Here is a 19,955-nt window from a genome sequence, read left to right as displayed (position 1 = left end):
GTCCGGCCGCTACTCCTCCGACGACTCGGAGGTCGGGAGTGGCATGGAGGGCTAGTTGTGATGCACGTCACATCACCCGATGGGTTTAGGCGGTCACAATGGGTCTATCTCGGGCTGTTGGCGCCCGCGACACGAGGCGTGGAGAGCTGACTGTGACGCACGGGCGCCGGGACCATGGCGAGTGGACACGAACGGCCGACGGCCTGGTGCCGGCCGAGGCCGAGCTGGAGTTCGATGCCGAGGACGGCGACGCGCAGCGGACCCTGCTGGAGCTGGCCGTCACCGCCGCAGGCATCGGCACCTTCGACTGGGACCTGGTCACCGGCAGACTGAGCTGGGACGAACGGCTGCTGGAGATGTTCGGCTACGACGCGCACTCCTTCGACGAAACCCTCGAGGGATTCAACGCCCGGCTGCATCCGGAGGACCTCCCTCGCGTTGGGCAACTACTGCAGGAGGCGATCGACAGCTGTGGGGACTACGCGGCCGAGTACCGCATCCAGCTGGCCGAGGAGGGGCTGCGGTGGATTCAGGCCCGCGGCCGGGTGTTGTGCGACGAGGCCGGCACCGCCGTCCGGCTGTTGGGCGCGGCCTGGGACGTCACGGCCGGCCGCAGTGAGCAGCAGGCCGCGGACGCGGCGGCACGCCGCGCCGAACTGCTCAGCCAGGTTGCCGGCGAGCTGACCGAACACCTGGACGCCGAGCAGGCGGTGACTCGGCTGGCGAGGCTGATGGTCCCGACTCTGGCCGACTGGTGCATGGTCACCCTCGTCGACGACCACGCTCGCGCCGGCTTCCTCCGTGGGCTGCGGGACGTCGCCAGCTGGCATGCCGAGGCGGCGATGCGTCCGCTCCTCGAGCGTTACACCGCCATCCGCTTGGCCGCGACCACGCCCGGCGCGTACCTGCATCGTGCCCTGACCGCGTCGGGGCCGGTGCGCATTCCACCCGACGCCGGGCGGTCGGTCCGGGCGCTGCTGCACCCGGGTGAGGCCGCCGACCTCATCGCGCAGCTGGCCCCCCGACACGGCGTCCTGCTGCCCCTCCGTGCCCGGGGACGCACCGTGGGCGTGCTGTCGCTGTACACCGGGCAGCATCGTCCAGACTTCAGCGCCGAGGACCTGGCCACCGCACAGGAGGCCGCCGCCCGCGCCGGGCTGGCCGTGGACAACCGTCGGCTCTTCGACCAGCAGCGCGACGTCGCCGAGACCCTCCAGCGATCGCTGCTGACCGCACCCCCCGAGCCCGACCATCTGCAGGTCGTCGTGCGGTACACGGCGGCGGCGCGGGCCGCCCAGGTCGGCGGGGACTGGTACGACGCCTTTCTGCAACCCGGTGGTGCCACCGTTCTGGTCATTGGTGACGTCGTCGGCCACGACGTCGCCGCCGCCGCCGACATGAGCCAGATTCGGACGATCGTGCGGACGCTGGGCGCACAGACCAACCGCCGTCCCGCCGCGCTGCTTGCCCAGGCGGACCGGGTGATGCAGACCCTGCAGGTCGACACGCTTGCCACCGCCCTCGTCGCCCGACTCGAGCAGACCTCCGGCGAACGGCGCCGCGGAGTCACCCGGCTGCGCTGGTCCAACGCCGGACACCCCCCGCCGATCGTGCTCCATCCCGACGGCCGGGTGGATCTGCTCACCGGCGACGGTCCCGACCTGCTCCTCGGCGTCGAGCCTGGCACCCCACGCCGAGAATCCGAGATCACCCTGGACCGGGATGCGGTCGTGCTCCTCTACACCGACGGCCTGATCGAACGCCGCGACCAGCTCCTCGACGACGGCCTGCAGCGCCTGCGGCGCACCCTGTCCGAGCTGGCCGGCCGCGACCTCGACCAGCTGTGTGATGACCTGCTGACGCGTCTGCTGCCCGACCGCCCCGAAGACGACGTCGCTCTCGTCGCCGTCCGCCTCCACCCCCAGAACGCGCCCCGCCCAGCCGAGGCCGGACCCAACCGCACCCCACCCAATGTCCCACCTGAACCACCAACCTGACCCGGGCAACCGGTGCCGACTGGGCGCAGCAGGGTCGCGGTGGTGGACCCACCAGAGGAAAGCCGTGAGCTGACTGTCCAGGTCATCCAAGGGAACCTGCGCCGCTGTGGCCGGCGCTCTACCGGGTGCCCTCGGCGTGGCGGCCAGTCCGGCGACCCGCGCAGTCATCGATCGATGTGCTCGCTGGGGTCGCGCGATGGGGCATCGGCTGGTTCCCTGGGCGGCGAGCGCAGCGCCCTTTTCCGACGGCGCCCAAGTTGAACTGAAGGCTATGGACGACACCTGGACACAGCGACCACCCCCGCAGCTCGGCGGCCCGAGCTGGCAGTGGGAGCTGTCGACGACTGCCGACCTGCATTTCGTGCGAGCCGACGTACGCCGCCTCGTCGACGCCGAATCGGTGGTGATGAACGACGCTCGCTGCGAGCGATTCCTCCTCGCCGTCGAGGAACTGGCGTCGAACGGACTCCGCCACGGTGGGCCACCGGTGCGAGCGCGCGTCGTTGCAGCCACCGACGGGCTCCTGATCGAGGTCAGCGACTCGCAGCCCGAACACGCGCCAGAGTTGGCCATAGGGCGCGATCCCGCTCTCGGCGGGTTAGGGCTGTTCCTGGTCGCCCGGCTCACCACCACCCACGGCTGGCTCGTTACCGCCGAGCGCAAGTACGTGTGGGCCTACTGCACCTAGACCCCGCGCCGCGCTCGACGGACGCCGATCGAGAGCGCCGAGTCAGCGGCGTCCAAGGAACGGCGCCATGACCTCGTCGACCACGGCACCAGCTGTTCATCGAACCCTCTGCCGCTGATCGTCCAGCGATGTCGCGTCGCTCGGCGTGAGTCTCCTCGCGGTCGAGAACCGTCAGGAAGGCTTCTGCCCAGCGCGCCATCGGACCGCTGCGGAAAGCTGACGCCAGAGTCGGCCCGTGCTTCATGACGCCGGCAGGGCTCGGCTGGCCTTCCCTCCCGGCCCGACGTCGACCCCGACGAGTGCCGTCAACAGCGCAACCAGGTCATCCGGCAGGGACCAGAAGTCCGGGAACTACCCATCGATTCATCGCTAGCCGTATCGATGACGCTGACCAGAAGGTGGGCCTTCGAGGCCCAGCGCCAGCAGAGGTGACGTCCCGTTGAGTGGTGGATGTAGTCCTCACCGTGTGAAAAGACCGGCGAGGCCGGACTCTCCCGCCGAGCGTCAGCTCACGTGCCCGACGGCGTCCCAGAACACCGCCTCGCCGATGACCCTCACGCCTAGCGCACGGGCCTTCCGCGCCTTACCCGACTGCGAGTCGGGACAAGCGCAGACGAGGACGTCCGTCTTGCCGGACACGGCATTCATCGGCTGGAGTCCGGCGGCGCGGGCGGCATTCTCGAAGGCCGACCGCGGGCGAGACATTTCGCCGGTGAAGCAGATCCAGTCTCCGGCGGAGAAGCCACGAGACCGGCGAGGGACGGAGACCCGCGCGCCAGACCGGGCCATGGTCAGGGCGACCTCGACGTCGCCGGGCCCGAGTCCCAGCAGGACGGCGACCCGGTCGAGGTCGTGGCGCTCGGCGTCGGTGACGATGTCGTCGGCGAGGGCGACGGTGGCCAGCGCGTCGAGGTAGAGGCGGTGTGCGGCCTGGACGTGGCCAGGCCCGCATCCGAGCTCCCCCGCCAGGCCCACGAGCTGGTCGGCCTCGCTGACGCTGACCAGACGGTCCTCGAGCACCTGGTCGAGCACGCCGAGGTAGGGTGCCATCGTCACCGGCGCCGCCGCCAGTTCCGGCATCGCCGACACGAGCCTGGCCAGGTAGCCGTCGCGGTCGCGGCGGACGGCCGCCGCCCGAGACCGGGTCACGCTGCGGCAGGGCCCCGCGCCCGGCCGCCGGCCTGCCGACACCTCGGCCAGCACGCCCGCCCAGTCCCGCCGGTACAGCCCGCCGGAGCCGAGGTAAGCACCGTCGGGGTCGAAGTCCACGGCGAGCACGGCGTCGACCATCACCGCGTCACCCAACAGCTCACGCAGCCGGCACAGGGCCAGCGCCGTCACCCGCGCGTCCTCCAGCGCGGCGTGCGCCTGCTCGTGCGCGATGGACAGCGCCTCGCAGACGGTGGCCAGCGAGCGCAACGACCGGTCGAAGAACCCCGCCAGCCGCATCGTGCACAGCACCGGCGACAGCGCCACCGGCAGACCGGCACGGGCGAACTCGCGGGCGAGGAAGCGCAGGTCGAACAGGGCGTTGTGGGCCACGACCACCCGGCCGGACAGCAGCGCGGACACGTGCGGCGCCACCTCGGCGAAGGCGGGAGCGCCGACAACGTCCGAGGCCCGGATGCCGTGGATCGACGTCGCGCCGACGTCGCGACCCGGATCGACGAGAGTGCAGAACTCCTCTTCCACCTCACCGGCGTCGTCGAGCAGGACGACGCCGATCTCCACGACACGGTCGACGCTGGGATAGACCCCGGTCGTCTCCAGGTCCACGACGGCCACGCTCATGACGGCTCCTCGCTGTTCGTAGTGGTCGGCCAGCCTGGCGGGAAGCTGCGCGCGCTCCCGCCACCAAAAGTGATCAGGAACGGGCGGGCCAGGCGCTCCTTCTCCACGCCGTCCCAGGCGTCGAGCAGATCGGAGACCCGGCGGGCCAGCGCGAGGGTCCCCGCCGCCAACGGGTCACCGGAGTGTCGACCCGACGCGGTCTCCGTGGTCGACGGCCACCGGGGCCGGACCAGACTGCGCCGCGACCGCGACAGGGTGGCCAGGTGGTCGGCGAACGCCCGGTCCAGCCGTGCGGTCTCCGCGTCGATCGCGGCTGCCAGCGCGGCGAGGTCCGCACCGGAGCCGAACCGGGCGACGGCCCCCGGCGTGCTGACCAGCAGCCGCCCGACGACCAGCCCCTCAATCCTCGGGTCGTCGGCGGGAAGCACCCACGCCCCCGCCATCGACGACTCGAGACCGTCGCCCACGCTCACGTGCCAGACGACCACTCGCTCCTCGACCGGCTGGTCGACCACGACCATTCCGCGCATCCCCGCTCCCCCGTTCGCACACAAGCCTGCACGGTGCCATACGAGACGAGGCGGTTTCTAGCCATTCGATCGTGCGGTTCCCACCGGCCTCACGCGTAACAGGAAAGGCGCTACCCCGGACCGTCGTCACACCGTCTCAAGGTCGCCCCTGGGGGCGCCGACCCACCACGAGCTGGAGACGGAGCCCCTCCCAACCTCGGGAGTTGCCACCCGCCGTCGGCGCTCCCCACCCGGCCACGTCAGCGTCAAGCAAGATCGACAGCTGAGAGGGCGCAGGGGTGGTCCAGGGCACCGCACGTAGACTTGGCGCGATGACCGGCCACGCAGTCATGCCGTTCGCCAACGGCATCAGCGCGAAGCTGGCAGCCCGATCACGACATGTATGCGCCTTCCTCGGTGCTGGGGCATCCCGCGCGTGCGGGCTCCCCGATGTCGCCGGTCTGCAGACACTTGTGCTGAAGGGTCTCAACCCCGAACAGCGAACCGCCTTCGAAAGCCAGCTTGCCGGCCGTAACCTCGAAGCCGCGCTCAGTCGGCTGCGTCGCATCGCCGTGCTGCTGGATGGCGGCGACGACACGGTGGACGGACTCGGTGCGGCCGAGGCACGCGCCCTGGACCTGGCGGTCTGCCGGCTCGTTGTCAGCGCCCTCGACATCGCCAACGCTGACATCGATCCGACCTTGCGCTTCGCGGCCTGGGCGGCCCGCGCGAACTACCACCTCCCGGTGGAGCTCTTCACGGTCAACTACGACTTGTTGCTGGAGAGTGCGCTCGAGGCGCTCGGTGTCCCGTACTTCGACGGGTTCGTCGGTGCGCTGCGAGCCCGGTTTCGTGTGGACCTCGTTGAGTCCGCGCCGTCCGACGCTGATGAATGGCTCCCCGCCTTCCTGGTACGGCTGTGGAAACTCCATGGCTCGGTGCACTGGGCCTGGGAAGGTGGGGAACGCGCTGAGGTGGTCCGGGTCGGCGCACCCGTTGCTGACGCTCAGCCGGCCGCGATCTACCCTTCGGACGCAAAATACGACGAGTCCCGTCGCGTTCCTTTCGTGGTTCTCCAGGATCGACTGCGTCGGGCGTTGAATCATCCGGAGACGCTGATGATCATCAGCGGCTACTCCTTCGGTGACGCTCACCTCAACGAGGTGTTGTTCGACGCCGCTCGGCGTCGGCCACGCTCCGAGCTGATCGCGCTGTGCTTCGACGCGATACCCGATGAGCTGGTCGACCGGGCATTGACGACGCCGAACCTGCAGGCGGTAGGTGCCCAGGAGGCGGTCCTGGGCGGCGTCCGGGCCGATTGGGAAGCGCCGAGCGAGGCCCCGGCCGACCTGTGGCGCGACGGCCGCCTCGCACTCGGCGACTTCCGGCACCTGGCCAGTTTTCTGGCGCGCAGCTCGCCGCCGGAAGGGGAGCTGGAAGCCCGGCTGGCGGACCTGCTGGCGAAGGCTGCAGAAGGTGCCCATGCCTGAACGCGACCCAACCTGCATCGGTGTCGTGAGGCACGTCCTCGGCGCGCAGGTGACGGTGGCCCTGAGCACCGACCTCGCGGGTGTCGCACCCATCTACCGGGGTCGACTGCAGCCGGTCGGACAGATCGGGTCGATCGTTCGCATACCTCAGGGGCTGGTGGATCTCATCGGGCAGGTCAGCCTCCTCGGGATCTCCGAACTGTCGGAGGCGCCCGCCCCGGGCGAGGTCGTCCAGACAGGGGAACGCTGGCTGCAGATTCAACTGCTCGGCGAAGTAGCCCGGGCCACGGGGCGTTTCCAGCGCGGCGTGGGCTCCTATCCCGGCCTCGACGACCCCGTGCACTTTGCCACCGCCGACGACCTGCGGACGGTGTTCCCGGGAGCGGACAACGAACACCTCCGCATCGGACGGCTGGCCGCCGCCGAAGAAGTACCGGTGTGCCTCGACGCCGGGCGCCTCGTCCTACGGCACGCCGCCATCGTCGGCTCGACGGGCGCCGGCAAGACCAGCGCCGTCAGCGCCGTGCTCCAGCGCTTCGCTCGCGGCGGCTGGGCCGCTGCCAACATCGTCGTCATCGACTCACACGGCGAGTACGCACGAGCACTGGGCGACGATGCCACGATCCGGTCGGTGCTGGCATCGGGCGACCGGCGTCTCCGCGTGCCGTACTGGGCGCTGCCCGCCGGGGACATCTTGCGGGTCTTCGCCGGCTCTTCCGGTGGCGCGACCCTTCGCAGCCGCTTCGAGGAGCTGGTCGCTCAAGCCCGCCGGGACTTCGTCGATGCAGCTTCATGGTTGAGCCTGGACCCCGCCGCCGTGACCGCCGACACCCCGGTCCCCTTCGACCTCCGCAGGGTCTGGCATCGTCTCGACTGGGAGAACAACGAGACCCGCCAGGTCGCCAAAGATCCGGATACGGCGTGCGAGGAGAACGCGGGATCCCCTGCCGAGCTGAGACCGGCCCACTTTCGGCCGTACTCGCAGGGCGGGGCTGCTCCCTTCAAGGGCCCCCATCACGGCGTCTTCGGCAGCACACCGGAGCTGTTGCGCCTCGGACTGCTCGATCCCCGCCTCAGGTTCTTCCAGGAACCCCAGGGGGATCCGGCCGGTGTGGACCCGCTGGTGGACGTGCTCGCTTCGTGGCTGGGAGACGAACGCCCGGTTTCGGTTCTTGACTTCAGCGGGGTCCCCGCCGAGGCGAGCGAACTGGCCATCGGGGTAGTCCTCAACCTGCTCTTCGAAGTAGCGGTCCGCACGCCCGTCGACCAACCCGGCGTCGGGCGTCCCCGGCCTGTCCTGATCGTCCTCGAAGAAGCGCACCGGTACCTCGGAGCAGCGGCGGCACCCATCGCCCGGGAGTCGGTCAACCGGATTGCCCGTGAAGGGCGAAAGTACGGCATCGGGCTGGTTCTGATCACACAACGCCCGTCCGAGCTGCCTGATACGGCGCTGGCCCAGTGCGGGACCTTGATCGCGCTGCGGCTGAGCAACTCGGCTGACCAGGCGAAGATCCGTGCCGCGCTGCCCGACAGCGTGGCCGGCCTGGCCGCCGTATTGCCGTCGTTGCGGACGGGGGAAGCCATCGTCACCGGTGAAGCGCTGGTGCTGCCGGCCCGGGCCCTCGTAGACCTGCCCGAGCCCCTGCCGCGAGCCGAAGATCCCTCCCTCGCCTCGTGGCGGGCGGAGCCGACAGTCCCGGACGTGACTGCAGCGATTGCGGCGTGGCGAGGCGCGTACGATTCCGACTCGTGATCGAGTGGACACCGGTCGACGGGTCGAACCGCATCATCTCCGAGGCTTACGTGCCCGAAACGGAAACCATCCTCGTCCGATTTCCTGACGGTGTGGAGTGGGCATACTCAGCTTGCCCACCAGATGTATGGGAACAGTTCACCGCACCTGGGCAGTCCAGGGGTCAGTACATCGCTCAAGTGTTGGACGCGAAACCCAACAGCCGGTGGGGCGGGTAAGAACGAAACTGTCGGCGCGGCTCCTTGGTCACACGCACTGACCGAGGAAAGCGTGAGCGCCGACTCGCCTCGTGCATGTGCGCTGTCACCGCTCGCGTGGCGTGGGGACCCGTAGCCCGCGACCTCCGGAACGCTCGCGGCGATGCCGGGGACGGCGCCGACCGACGGTCGCCCCCCGTCGCACCGGCGTGAAACGGCGGCACAGCCCACGGGCCGACGGCGTTGGTCAGCCCCGCGACCGCCGGGCCGCCGAGGTCGCCGCTCCGACCGCCATGCCCAGGGGCACTGCGATCACGAGTCGCTGCGCGATGGGACGGTCGTGGATCACCGCGTGGCCGTCGTCATCGGCGCACGGAAACGAACGCGACCCCGCGCGCCCGGGAGGAGCGGCGGAGTCCCGGCGGCCGCCTGCTCACCGGGTAAGCAGGCTGCGGATCGCTCTGATGACGTCCGCGGGGCCTTCCTCGGCCATAAAGTGCCCGCACGAGACGGTCCGGTGCTCCAGGTCGGGCGCCCAGGCGCGCCACATGGCGGCCGCCCCCGAGCTGAGTTCCGGTCCCCAGTCCTGCTGCAGCACGGTCACTGGCATGCGCAGCCGGTTTCCATTTTCCCGGTCGGCCTGGTCGTGCTCGACGTCGATGTTCGCCGACGCCCGGTAGTCAGCGACGATCGAAGGGATGGCCTCCCGGGAGGCCTCCAGGTAGGCCGCGCGCACGTCGGCCGGCATGGCCTCGGGGTCGTTGGCCCAGGCGTCGAGGAAAGACCCGAAGAATTCGTCCGCCGCGCCGCTGATCATGTTCTCGGGGAGGCCGGCCGGCTGGGCCATCAGGTAGAGATGCCACGCCACGGTCGCGGAACGGCCCTGCAGCACGGCCCACGTGTCGAGATTCGTCAGCACGTCCAGCGACGCCAGGTGCGTGACCGCGTCGGGGTGGTCCAGTCCGGCGCGGATGGCGACCAGGGCGCCGCGGTCGTGACCCACCAGCGCAAACCGGTCGTGGCCGAGGGCCTGGGCGACGGCGACGACGTCGGTGGCCATGGCCCGCTTGGAGTACATCTGCCCGTCCGAGTCCTCGGGCTTGTCGCTGGCGCCGTAGCCGCGCAGATCGGGGCAGATCACGGTGTGGTCGGCGGCCAGATCGGCGGCCACGTGTCGCCACATCAGGTGTGTCTGCGGAAAGCCGTGCAGCAGGACGATCGGGCTGCCCGATCCCCCGACGGCGACGTTGAGAGTGACGTCGTCGGCGCCGGCGATTCGCTGGTGGGAGAATCCGGGAATGGTGCGGGGCATGGTGCACTCCGTGAGGGTCGGGGATGTCGTCCCGACAACGGTGGGGGACGCCGATCAGCATGCGATCAGCACTCACTGAGCGGACGGCGCGCGCCGGTTAACGTGGTCGGCGTGCCAGCGGTGACATTCCGGGTTCTCGGACCGGTCACCGCGTCAGACGCAGTCGGACCGGTCGACCTCAAAGGCCCGCGGCACCGCGCCGTCCTGGCCCGCCTGCTCATCGCACGGGGCCGAACGGTTTCGCTGGCCCGGCTGATCGACGACCTGTGGGACAAGCCGCCCGACGGCGCCGCAGGGGCGGTCCAGACCTTCGTCGGCGCGCTGCGCCGGGCCCTGGAGCCAGACCGGCCGGCGCGGACGCCGTCCCGGCTGCTGGTCACCGTCGCCGGCGGGTACGCGCTGCGCGCCGAGGACGTCGACGCCGAACGGTTCGAGGCCGCCGTCGCCTCCGCTGGCGAACTGCTCGCCGCAGGACGAGCCGCCGAGGCCCGCTCGCTGCTCGACGAGGCACTTGAGCCGTGGTGCGGGCCGGCGTACGCGGAGTTCGCCGAGCACCCGTGGGCGAGGGCGGAAGCGAACCGACTCGAGGAACTGCGGCTGCTGGCGCTGCACCGCCGGGCCGAAGCGCTCCTCGGGAGCGGCCGGGCGGCCGAAGCGGTGCCCGAACTCGAGTCGCTGGTCGCCGGCCACCCGCTGCGCGAGAGCACCTGGCGGCTCCTGGGCCTTGCGCTGTACCAGGCGGGGCGACAGGGCGACGCGCTGGCCGCGCTGCGTCGCGCCCGGTCGATGCTGCTCACCGAGCTCGGCGTCGACCCCGGTCCGGAGCTGGGCGCCCTCGAGGCCGACATCCTCGATCAGGTCCCGGCGCTCTCCCCCGCGCCGCCTGCGCCGACGCCACCAGCGCCGCCGCGGGAGGCGTTCGTGGGCCGCGGCGACGAGCTCGCCGCCCTCGAGGCCGCGGCGCGCACGGCCGCGGCAGACGCGCCGCGGCTGGTGCTCCTGTCCGGCGCGGCCGGCGCGGGAAAGACCGCCCTCGCGCGGCGCCTGGCCGATCGGCTCGCCGCATCCGGGTGGAGGGTCGCCTGGGGCACCAGCCCGGAGTCGGCCGGCGCTCCGGTCGCCTGGCCGTGGGCCCAGATGCGGGACCAGCTGGAGATCGACGAGGCCGAGGACTCCGCCGACGATCCGGTTGCCGCCCGGTTCCATCGTCACCGCTCCGCGGCGTCGGCGCTGACCACCCTGTCCGCCGACCGTCCGGTCCTGTTGGTCTTTGACGACCTGCACTGGGCCGACGAGGAGACGCTCGCACTGCTCAGCACGCTCGCCACCGATCGCGGCCTCGGCCGGGTGCTGATCCTCGGTACACACCGCTCGACCGACGTGACTCCCGGGCTCGCTGGGTCGCTGGCCCGGGTGGCGCGGGCCGAGCCGACGCGCCTCTACCTCGGCGGGCTGACCGAAGCCCAGACCCGGGAACTGGTCGAGTCCCTCTCCGACCGGGAGATCGCGCCCGAGCCGCTCCGGCTCCTGCACACCCGCAGCGGCGGCAATCCCTTCCTCGCCCGGGAACTGATCCGGGTGCGGGAGGCGGAGGGCGACGCAGCCCTGTCGACGGTGCCGGCCGGCGTGCGCGACGTCGTCCGGCATCGGTTGGCCCGGCTCCCGGAGAGGGCGCGCACGCACCTCCGGCAGGCCGCCGTCCAGGGGATCGACGTCGACCTCGAGGTGCAGATCCGGCTCTCCGGGGACGAGGAGGCGGTGCTGGAGAGCGTGGAAGCGGCACTGCTGGTCGGGTTCCTCGTCGAACGGGACGCCGACCAGCTGAGCTTCTCGCACGCACTGGTGCAGGAGACCCTGTACGACGACGTGCCCAGCGCGCGGCGCACCCGCTGGCACGCCGCCATCGCCAAGATCCTCGAGGCGGTACGGCCGGACCACGTCGAGACGATCGCCTCCCACCTGTTACGGGCCGGCAGCCGAGCGCCGGCCGACCGGGTCGCCCACTTCACGCGCATCGCGGCCCAGAGGGCGGAGCAGCGCTCCGCGCCGCACGCCGCGGCATCCTGGTGGCATGGGGTGATCACCGCCCTCGACCGCAGCGCCGGCGACCCCCGCGCTCGGCTGGAGGCGACGACCGGCCTCATCCGGGCGCTCGCCGTGACCGGCGACCTGGCCCAGGCCCGACGACTCCGGACAGACGCCGTCGACACCGCGGAGCGGCTCGCCGACCCGGTGCTGACCGCCGCCGTGGTCGGCGCCTCCGACGTCCCGGCGATCTGGACCACCAACGACGACGAGGCCCTGTCAACCCGGCTGGTCGAGGTGGCCGAGCGGACCCTGACGGCGCTGCCTCCCAGTCGGCGGGCGGAGCGGGCGCGGCTGCTGATCACGATCGCGCTGGAGCGGCGGGCGGACGAAGGGCCCCGGGGTGCCGCGGCGGCGCACGAGGCGGAGGACATCGCGCGGGCGCTGCGCGACCCGGCGCTGCTGGCCTCCGGGCTCAACGGCCGGTTCCTGCAAAGTTTCCAGCGTGCCGGGCTCGCGCCGGAACGGGCCCGGATCGGGGAAGAGATCGTCGCGGTGACGTCGGGCTCCCCCGAGCTGGCCGCCTTCGAGGTGCTCGGGCACCTGATCCTCGTACAGGCACGCTCGGCGCTGGCCGACTTCGCCACCGCCGACCGGCACGCGGCGGCGGCCGACGAGCTCGCCAACCATTACGGCCTGCCCGTCGTCGGGGTGTTCACCGCCTGGTACGCCGCGATGAAGCTAGCGGCCTTGGGGCGGTTCGACGAGGCGCGACCGGCCTACCGGGCGGCTGCGACGCGGCTGACCGGCACGGGGATGTCGGGGCTCGAGGAGGGCCTGCTGCCGCTCGCGCTGCTGAGCGTCGACGTCCTGGAGGGGCGGCCGGCTACTCACGCAACCTACGGCCCGTTCGAGCCGTGGATCCGACCGCTGGTGCTCCTGGGGCAGGGGGACCGACACGGGGCGCTGACCGCACTCCACGCAGTGCCGGACTCACCCCGGGACCTGTTGTACGAGGCCCGGACCTGCATCCACGCACTGGCGGCGGTCCAGCTCGGGGAGCAGGCTGCCGCGGTACGGCTTCGCGAGCGGCTTCTGCCCGCCGCCGGTGAGCTCGCCGGCGCCGGCAGCGGTCTACTCACCCTCGGCCCCACCTCCCGGTACCTCGGACACCTCGCCTCGCTCCTCGGCCGCCGAGACCCAGCCACCGAGCACTACCGACACGTGCAGCAGCTGGCTGAGCAGGTCGGCTCCCGCACTGGGTCACCCCCGCGAAGGAGCACACCGTCTGCGCTCTCCCGCGCGGAGCCGCTTGCTGTGACCGTCAGGGACGATGGAGCCGTGCGGCCACCCACATGACCGAAGCGGCTGCTGCGCTCGGCGTCCTGGTCGGCGTGGGTCGATTGTCGGGCGCATGGGCGACGCCGAGGGAGTTGCCGGTGGTGTCGTTGGCACGGTGGTCGGAGTCGGGCTCGTGTTCCTCATCCGACGGGTCTGTGCCCGTCCCGACAACGGCGAACGGTCGGCCTCTTGAGCGTCCCTGGGTACGGCGGGAGTGCCCCGTGGCAGGGCCGGCGGCGAGCCAGACGTGTGTTTTCCCGCAGCGAGCACCACCTCGATCTCCTTCGGCGTCCCGCTCGCCAGCCGAGGCTTGAGCGGAAGTGGCGGCCTGGACCACGGCGACGTAGGCCTGCGAACATCGCCACCGCACCGCGGCCTGTCCCCGTCAGGTCGCGGTGCCCCAGCGTGCCACTGTCGGCCACCGGAGCTGAGAGGCCGGCTCGTAAGGCGCCAGTCCGCCGTGCGCCTTCATCGACAGGGACCCGGTCTGTCCGCGTCGCCTGGAAACGGACCCCCTGTCGCCGGGCGGGTTCACGCCAGGGGGGTCAATTTCGACGGCCACGCGGGTGTCGCCGGCAACGCGGACCTCGCCGAGGCGACCGAGCTCACGACCCACAAGGGTCGTGACCGGGGTGCTGGCAGACCCCGCGCCGGGCAGGACACCCGCACGCCGGCTCTCCTCACGGCACGGCGCCCGCTCGCACTCCCGCTCGCACTGCCGCTCGCTCCCCACCGTGCCGACCACGGCGACCGGGGTGAGCCCGTCACCGTCACGGCCGAGATCAGGGACCTCCCCCGGAACCGGGATGCATGCCCCGATGGCGCAACAGTCGCAATTCCCCGGTGCCTAGAATCAGCCCCGACCGTTCACAACCAACGACTCCAATAAGCATTAAGCAGCCACCATAGACAGAAGCTCCCACCGCAGGAGAACAGATTCCGAAGGCCTCCGAAGAAGCAGCCCAGAAAGCGGCACACACCTCATGCACTAATGGTTTTCGCGGCTACCATCCAGGTGTGATGTCGCTGCATAAGCTGTCGGCCGGGGACGGTTACACCTACCTCACGCGGCAGGTCGCGGCGATGGATTCCACCGAGCGAGGCCATGGCGGCCTCGGCGACTACTACTCGACGCGGGGCGAGTCACCAGGGACATGGGCCGGTGCCGGGCTGGCCGGGCTGCAGGGCGTGGAGCCGGGACAGCCGGTGAGTGAAGAGCAGATGCAGGCCCTGTTCGGCCACGGCCGACATCCCAACGCCGCCGCACTCGAACGGGCGGCTGCCGCCGCCGGTCGAGACCGTGGGGAGGCAGCGGCCGCCGCCGCGCTGGGCCGGCCGTTCCCGGTCTTCGCCCCGGCCGCGGACGGGTTCCGGGCCCGTTGCGCGGCCGAGTTCGCGGCGGTGAACGCCGCCGCCGGGGTCTCCGCAGGCGCGCCGGTGCCGGCCGACGAGCGTGCCCGGATCCGCACCGAGGTCGGCCGGGCCATGTTCGCCGAGGTCCACGCCCGCCCACCGGTGGATGCGCGGGAGCTGTCGGGATTCATCGCCCGCGCGTCCCGCCCGGCGACCACCGCGGTCGCCGGCTACGACCTGACGTTCTCCCCGGTGAAGTCGGTGTCCGCCCTCTGGGCACTGGCCCCGAGGGAGATCGCCCAGCGCGTCGAGGCAGCGCACCAGGCCGCGGTCGCCGACACCCTGACCTGGCTGGAAAAGGAAGCGTGCTTCACCCGCACCGGGGCGGCCGGCATCCGGCAGGTCGAGACCACCGGATTCATCGCAGCGACGTTCACCCACCGCGACTCCCGGGCCGGGGACCCCGAACTGCACACCCACGTCGCGGTGTCCAACAAGGTGCAGACCCGCGACGGAAAGTGGCTGGCGCTGGACGGGCGAGTCCTGCACAAGGCCAACGTCGCGGCCTCCGAGCGGTACAACACCCGCCTCGAAGCCCACCTGGTCGCCGGCCTCGGCGTCGCATTCGCCGACCGTCCCAGCACCGAGGCGGGCAAGCGGCCGGTGCGCGAGATCGTCGGCGTCGACGCCCGACTGCTGACCACCTGGTCGGCCCGCCGGCGGGCGATCAACGCCCGCCGCGGCGACCTCGCGGCCGCGTTCCAGGCCGATCACGGACGCCCGCCGACGGCGGTGGAGGCGATCGGGCTGGCGCAGCAGGCCACGCTGGAGACACGGGAGACCAAGCACGAACCGCGGTCCCTGGGGCAGCAGCGAGAAGCGTGGCGGCGGGAGGCGATCGGCCTGATCGGCGGGCCACCCGGTATCGCCCGCATGCTCCACCGCGTCCTCGCTCCGCACCGCCCCACTCCCCCGCCCCGGACGACCGATACGTGGGTGCGCGAGGCGGCCGAGCGGCTGCTGGAGACGGTCTCCGGGCAGCGGGCCAGCTGGCAGTTCTGGCACGTCCAGGCAGAGGCCGAGCGGGTCGTCCGCGGCGCCGGTATCGCCCCGAGCGACGTCGACACCGTCGTCACCCTCCTTGCCTCCGAAGCCCTGTCCCCCGGCCGTTCCATACCGCTGGGCGACCGCGATCCGGTCGAGGAGCCGGCCCAACTGCGACGCTCCGACGGTGCCAGCGTCTACACCGTCGCCGGCTCCCAGCCCTACACCTCCCAGGCCATCCTGGACGCCGAGCACCTGCTGGTGGCCGCCGCCGGGCGCACCGACGGCCGCCGGGCCGAGCCCGCGGCCGTGGAGTGGGCGCTGCTCGAGTCCGCGGCCAACGGCGTCGTCCTCAACCCCGGCCAAGCCCACCTCGTGCGCCAGCTGGCCACCTCCGGCACTCGTGTGCAGTTGGCACTGGCCCCCGCGGGATCGGGGAAGACCACCGCCCTGGCGGTGCTGTCCCGGGCGTGGACCGACGGTGGCGGGACCGTGGTCGGTCTCGCACCCACCGCGGTGGCCGCGGCCGGACTCGGGCAGCAGCTGGTCGGGCACTGTGACACCCTCGCCAAACTCACCTGGCACCTACGCACCGACGGTCAGCTGTCCGGGGCCGTCCCGGGATGGATCAGCGGCATCGGCCCGGGCACGCTGGTCATCGTCGATGAGGCCGGGATGGCCGGCACCGTCGACCTCGCCACCGCCGTCGACTTCGTCCTCGCCCGCGGGGGCAGCGTGCGGCTGGTCGGCGACGATCAGCAACTCGCTTCGGTCGCCGCAGGCGGGGCGCTGCGCGACATCGCCGACACCCACGGCGCGACCACCCTCTCCCAGCTGACCCGCTTCCACGACCCTTCCGAAGGTGCCGCGACCCTCGCGATCCGGGCCGGGGAGACGGCCGGATTGGGCTTCTATCTCGACCACGGTCGGGTGCACGTCGGTGACGAGGCGACCGCCGCCGACCAGGCCTACGCCGCGTGGGCTGCGGACCACGCCGCCGGTGTGAACGCGGTGATGCTCGCCCCCACACGGGAACTGGTGGCCGGGTTGAACGCCCGCGCCCGCGCCGACCGACTCACCGCGACCGGCGCGCCCGGCGGCCGGGAGGTAGAACTCGCAGACGGCAACCGGGCCAGCACCGGAGACCTGCTGGTCAGCCGACGCAACGACCGAACCTTGCCCATCACCCGCACGGACTGGGTGAAGAACGGGGACCGGTGGACCGTGACCACGGTGCACCGCAGCGGTGCCGTCACCGCTGCGCACACCGGCACCGGCCGCCGGGTCACCTTGCCCGCCGCCTACGTACGGGAGCACGTGGGGCTCGGATACGCCTCCACGGTGCACGGCGCCCAAGGAATCACCGCCGACACCTGCCACACCGTGGTCACCGGTACCGAGACTCGGCAGCTGCTGTACGTGGCGATGACCCGCGGCCGCGGCGCCAACCACCTGTACGTCACCACCGCCGGAGACGGCGACCCGCACGCCATCATCACCCCGCACGCAGTCCGGCCACCCACCGCCACCGACCTGCTCACCACGGCCCTTGCCCGCGACGGAGCGCCGCGTTCCGCGGCGAGCACCGGCCGCGACCTCACCAACCCCGCAACTAGGCTGCACGACGCCGCGGCCCGCTACCGGGACGCCCTCGGTGTCGCCGCCGAAACCGAACTCGGTCCAGAGGGCATCGCCAAGCTGGACGCCGCCGCCGAACAGGTACGGTGCGGACTCAGCCAGTCGCCGGCGTGGCCGACCCTGCGTGACCGCCTGGCGCTGCTCGCCGTCGCCGGCCACGACCCGGTCACCGCGCTGCGGCAGGCGGCCGGCGTCCGCGAGCTGGACAGCGCCGCCGATCCGGCTGCCGTGTTGGACTGGCGCCTGGATCCCACCAGCGGTCAGGGTGGGCACGCTGGTCCGTTGCCCTGGCTACCGGCGATCCCGGCATCGCTGGCCGGCCACCCGCAGTGGGGGCCCTACCTCTCCGCCCGCGCCGGGCAGATCACGAGCCACGCCGGCCGAGTCATCGAGGAAGCGGTGGCCTGGACGCCGACCACGGCACCGGCCTGGGCGGCACGGCTGGCCGAAACAGAACATGCGGAGCTGCGGGGACAGCTCGCGGTGTGGCGGGCCGCGACTGGCGTCCCTCCGGCTGACCGGCGACCCACCGGTCCCCCACAGCTTGCGGCCGCCGAGCGGCGACAGCAACGCCGGCTGGACGCCGGCGCGACGACTGTGCTGGGAGCGGCGAGCCCGGCAGCGCGCTCCTGGGCAGCGGTGGCCGACAGCGTCGACCCACGGATCACCCGCGATGAGCACTGGACCGACCTGGTCGATCGGCTCACCACCGCCGACCGTGCCGGAGTCGACGTCGCCAGCCTGCTGATCGCCGTGACCGGCGAGCGACCGCTGCCCGACGACCTGCCCGCCGCGGCCCTGTGGTGGCGGCTGTCGGCACACCTGTCCCCCGCTGCTCTCACCAGCAAAGGACTCGACACTGCCCCGCTGCAGCCGGCCTGGATCGCCGCGCTCGGGGACGCGCTGACGCCCGAGCGCGCACAGCGGGTGGTGGCCGACCCGGCCTGGCCGGCCCTGGTCGCCGCGGTCGCCACCGGGACCCGCGGCGGCTGGGATCCGGCCGAGCTGATCACCGCAGCGGCCACCGGCCTTCCCCAACGCGGTCGCCCACGGATGCCACCGGGCGATCTGGCCGCCAGTCTGGTCTTCCGGGTCTCGATGCTCACCGACCCCGCCCCCGTCCCGGTCGACGAACCTCTGCCGGCCGACCTGCGACCTCCCGACGACGTGCACCTGCTGGCCCCCGCAGCCGATCCCGGGACGGCGACGGCGATCGACCGGGGGCCGATCGCGGCGCTCGACGTGGACGTGGAGCCGCCGTTCGACCCCGACTACGACCGCGTGCCTCCCGACACGGAGAACAACACCGCGACCCGCGCCGGTGGCCTCACGTACGTGACGCCCGACCCCTTCACCGGGAACGAGACCGCAGACGAGTCGGACCCTGCCGACTATCTGCTCGAGGAACACTTCTGGGCCACGGCCACCGTCAGCCGTCAGCGCTTGGTCGAGCTGAATCAGCAGGCAGCCGAGTACTTCGCCGACCGCTACTCCGCCTCCTGGGCGCCGGGCTACCTGCAGGGGCGGCTCGCTACCGACCTGACCGGCGATGCGCGATTCAGCCCCGGCTACGCGCCCGCCGGCTGGACCACGCTCACCCGCCATCTACGCGCCGGCGGCGCCACCGACGAGGAGATCCTGGCCGCCGGACTCGGCGTCCAAGCGCGCACCGGCCGCGTCATCGACCGGTTCCGCGACCGACTCACCTTCCCCATCCACGGCCCCGACGGCGCGGTACACGGCTTCATCGGCCGCCGCAATCCAGCCCGCGACGATGCCGGACCGAAGTACCTGAACACTGCCGGCACCGATCTGTTCAGCAAGGGCGCACAGCTGTTCGGCCTGCACGAAGGCGGCGATGCGCTGGCCGCCGGCGCCGTCCCCGTGCTCGTCGAGGGACCACTGGACGCGATCGCGGCCACCCTCGCCGGCGATGGCACCTACGTCGGCGTCGCCACCCTGGGAACCGCGTTCACCGACCGGCAAGCCGACCAACTGCTCCCCTACCTTAGCGGGCTGTCCGGCATCGTCGTCGCAACCGACGCCGACACCGCCGGAGAGCAATCAGCCGAACGCTCGTACTGGCAGCTCGCCGCCCGCGGCGACGACCCCCGCCGACTATCCCTGGCCGAGGGGTCGGACCCTGCCGACATCCTGAGCACCGGCGGGGCAGGTGCGCTCCGCGAGTTGCTGGATGAGTCCGGCAGCCTCGCCGAACACCTCATCGACCGTGCGATCACCGCTACGCCCGCCGATCCCGCAGGGGCCGCAGCGACCATCCGCGCCGCTGCCGAGATCATCGCTGCGCTGCCACCGACCCGATGGCTGCACCACGCCGACCGGGTCACCGCTGCGCTCCAGACACCACCGGGAAGCGTCCACCAAGCCGTCCTGAACGCCGACCACGCCCGGGGACTAGACCCCGCTGGGCACGCCCAAGTGGGAAGGCGCACCACCGCTGATGACCTTTCACCCACATCGAAGGCGACGCGAGAGCCAGCGGTCCCATCATCCATCCGGCAGGGCTACCCGTCCACGGACTCCACTACAGACCGGCGCTCCGACGTTCATGACGCACCACCGTCCCTCAGCAAGGACCGTGACCGACCCACCGGCGTGGAACGGTGAGGCAGGGGGTCGTTTACCCCCAGCACGGCCCGTAGACCCCCCGTGTCCCGGGATCCACCAGCGGACGGGTCATACGGGCACCGCAGGTCAGGGCCGAGCTGTAGCCGCCACCACGACCAGGGACGAGTCCGCTAAAGGTTCCTCCATTGGGCCGGCCTTTGACGGGCAGTGAGTGAGCCAGCCCACTGA

The 19,955-nt window shown here is 71.9% G+C and carries 9 protein-coding genes; 6 read left to right on the top strand and 3 right to left on the bottom strand.

Annotated elements, in window-relative coordinates:
* The first annotated feature begins 152 nt into the window (after window positions 1-152).
* Entirely contained in the window at window positions 153-1,997 is a 1,845-nt protein-coding gene (locus BM142_RS10740) for a SpoIIE family protein phosphatase (RefSeq protein ID WP_254790767.1), read from the top strand.
* Window positions 1,998-2,193: 196 nt separating this feature from the next.
* Complete coding sequence (locus BM142_RS10735) at window positions 2,194-2,685, top strand: ATP-binding protein (protein ID WP_254790765.1); 492 nt, start codon at window positions 2,194-2,196, stop codon at window positions 2,683-2,685.
* 504 nt (window positions 2,686-3,189) lie between these two features.
* On the opposite strand, the gene BM142_RS10730 is transcribed toward BM142_RS10735, so the two are convergent.
* Entirely contained in the window at window positions 3,190-4,476 is a 1,287-nt protein-coding gene (locus BM142_RS10730; protein ID WP_092197955.1) for a 3'-5' exonuclease, read from the bottom strand.
* Window positions 4,473-5,006, bottom strand: coding sequence for a hypothetical protein (locus BM142_RS10725; protein ID WP_139228848.1), 534 nt, complete (start codon window positions 5,004-5,006; stop codon window positions 4,473-4,475). Before BM142_RS10725 ends, BM142_RS10730 begins: the two co-directional genes overlap by 4 nt.
* Window positions 5,007-5,317: 311 nt before the next feature.
* Here BM142_RS10725 and BM142_RS10720 point away from each other — a divergent pair, with 311 nt between their 5' ends.
* Complete coding sequence (locus BM142_RS10720; RefSeq protein ID WP_092197949.1) at window positions 5,318-6,475, top strand: SIR2 family protein; 1,158 nt, start codon at window positions 5,318-5,320, stop codon at window positions 6,473-6,475.
* A complete protein-coding gene (locus BM142_RS10715) occupies window positions 6,468-8,228 on the top strand; it encodes an ATP-binding protein (protein ID WP_092198253.1) in 1,761 nt (586 codons plus the stop codon). The genes BM142_RS10720 and BM142_RS10715 overlap by 8 nt, the downstream gene beginning before the upstream one ends.
* Window positions 8,229-8,858: 630 nt before the next feature.
* Here BM142_RS10715 and BM142_RS10705 read toward each other — a convergent pair.
* Window positions 8,859-9,737, bottom strand: coding sequence for an alpha/beta fold hydrolase (locus BM142_RS10705; RefSeq protein WP_092197942.1), 879 nt, complete (start codon window positions 9,735-9,737; stop codon window positions 8,859-8,861).
* 111 nt (window positions 9,738-9,848) lie between these two features.
* Between BM142_RS10705 and BM142_RS10700 the strand changes: the two genes are divergently transcribed.
* Both BM142_RS10700 and mobF read left to right on the top strand, forming a co-directional pair.
* Complete coding sequence (locus tag BM142_RS10700; protein WP_217640672.1) at window positions 9,849-13,121, top strand: ATP-binding protein; 3,273 nt, start codon at window positions 9,849-9,851, stop codon at window positions 13,119-13,121.
* Between the two features lie 1,002 nt (window positions 13,122-14,123).
* On the top strand, window positions 14,124-19,766 hold the full coding sequence (gene mobF, locus BM142_RS10695) for a MobF family relaxase (protein WP_092197939.1): 5,643 nt from the start codon (window positions 14,124-14,126) through the stop codon (window positions 19,764-19,766).
* Window positions 19,767-19,955 lie beyond the last annotated feature (189 nt).

The sequence above is a fragment of the Blastococcus tunisiensis genome (assembly GCF_900112815.1).
GTDB classification, from domain to species: domain Bacteria; phylum Actinomycetota; class Actinomycetes; order Mycobacteriales; family Geodermatophilaceae; genus Blastococcus_B; species Blastococcus_B tunisiensis.
The sequence above is the reverse complement of the archived record's forward strand: the minus strand, read 5'-3'. Positions and strand labels throughout refer to the sequence as shown.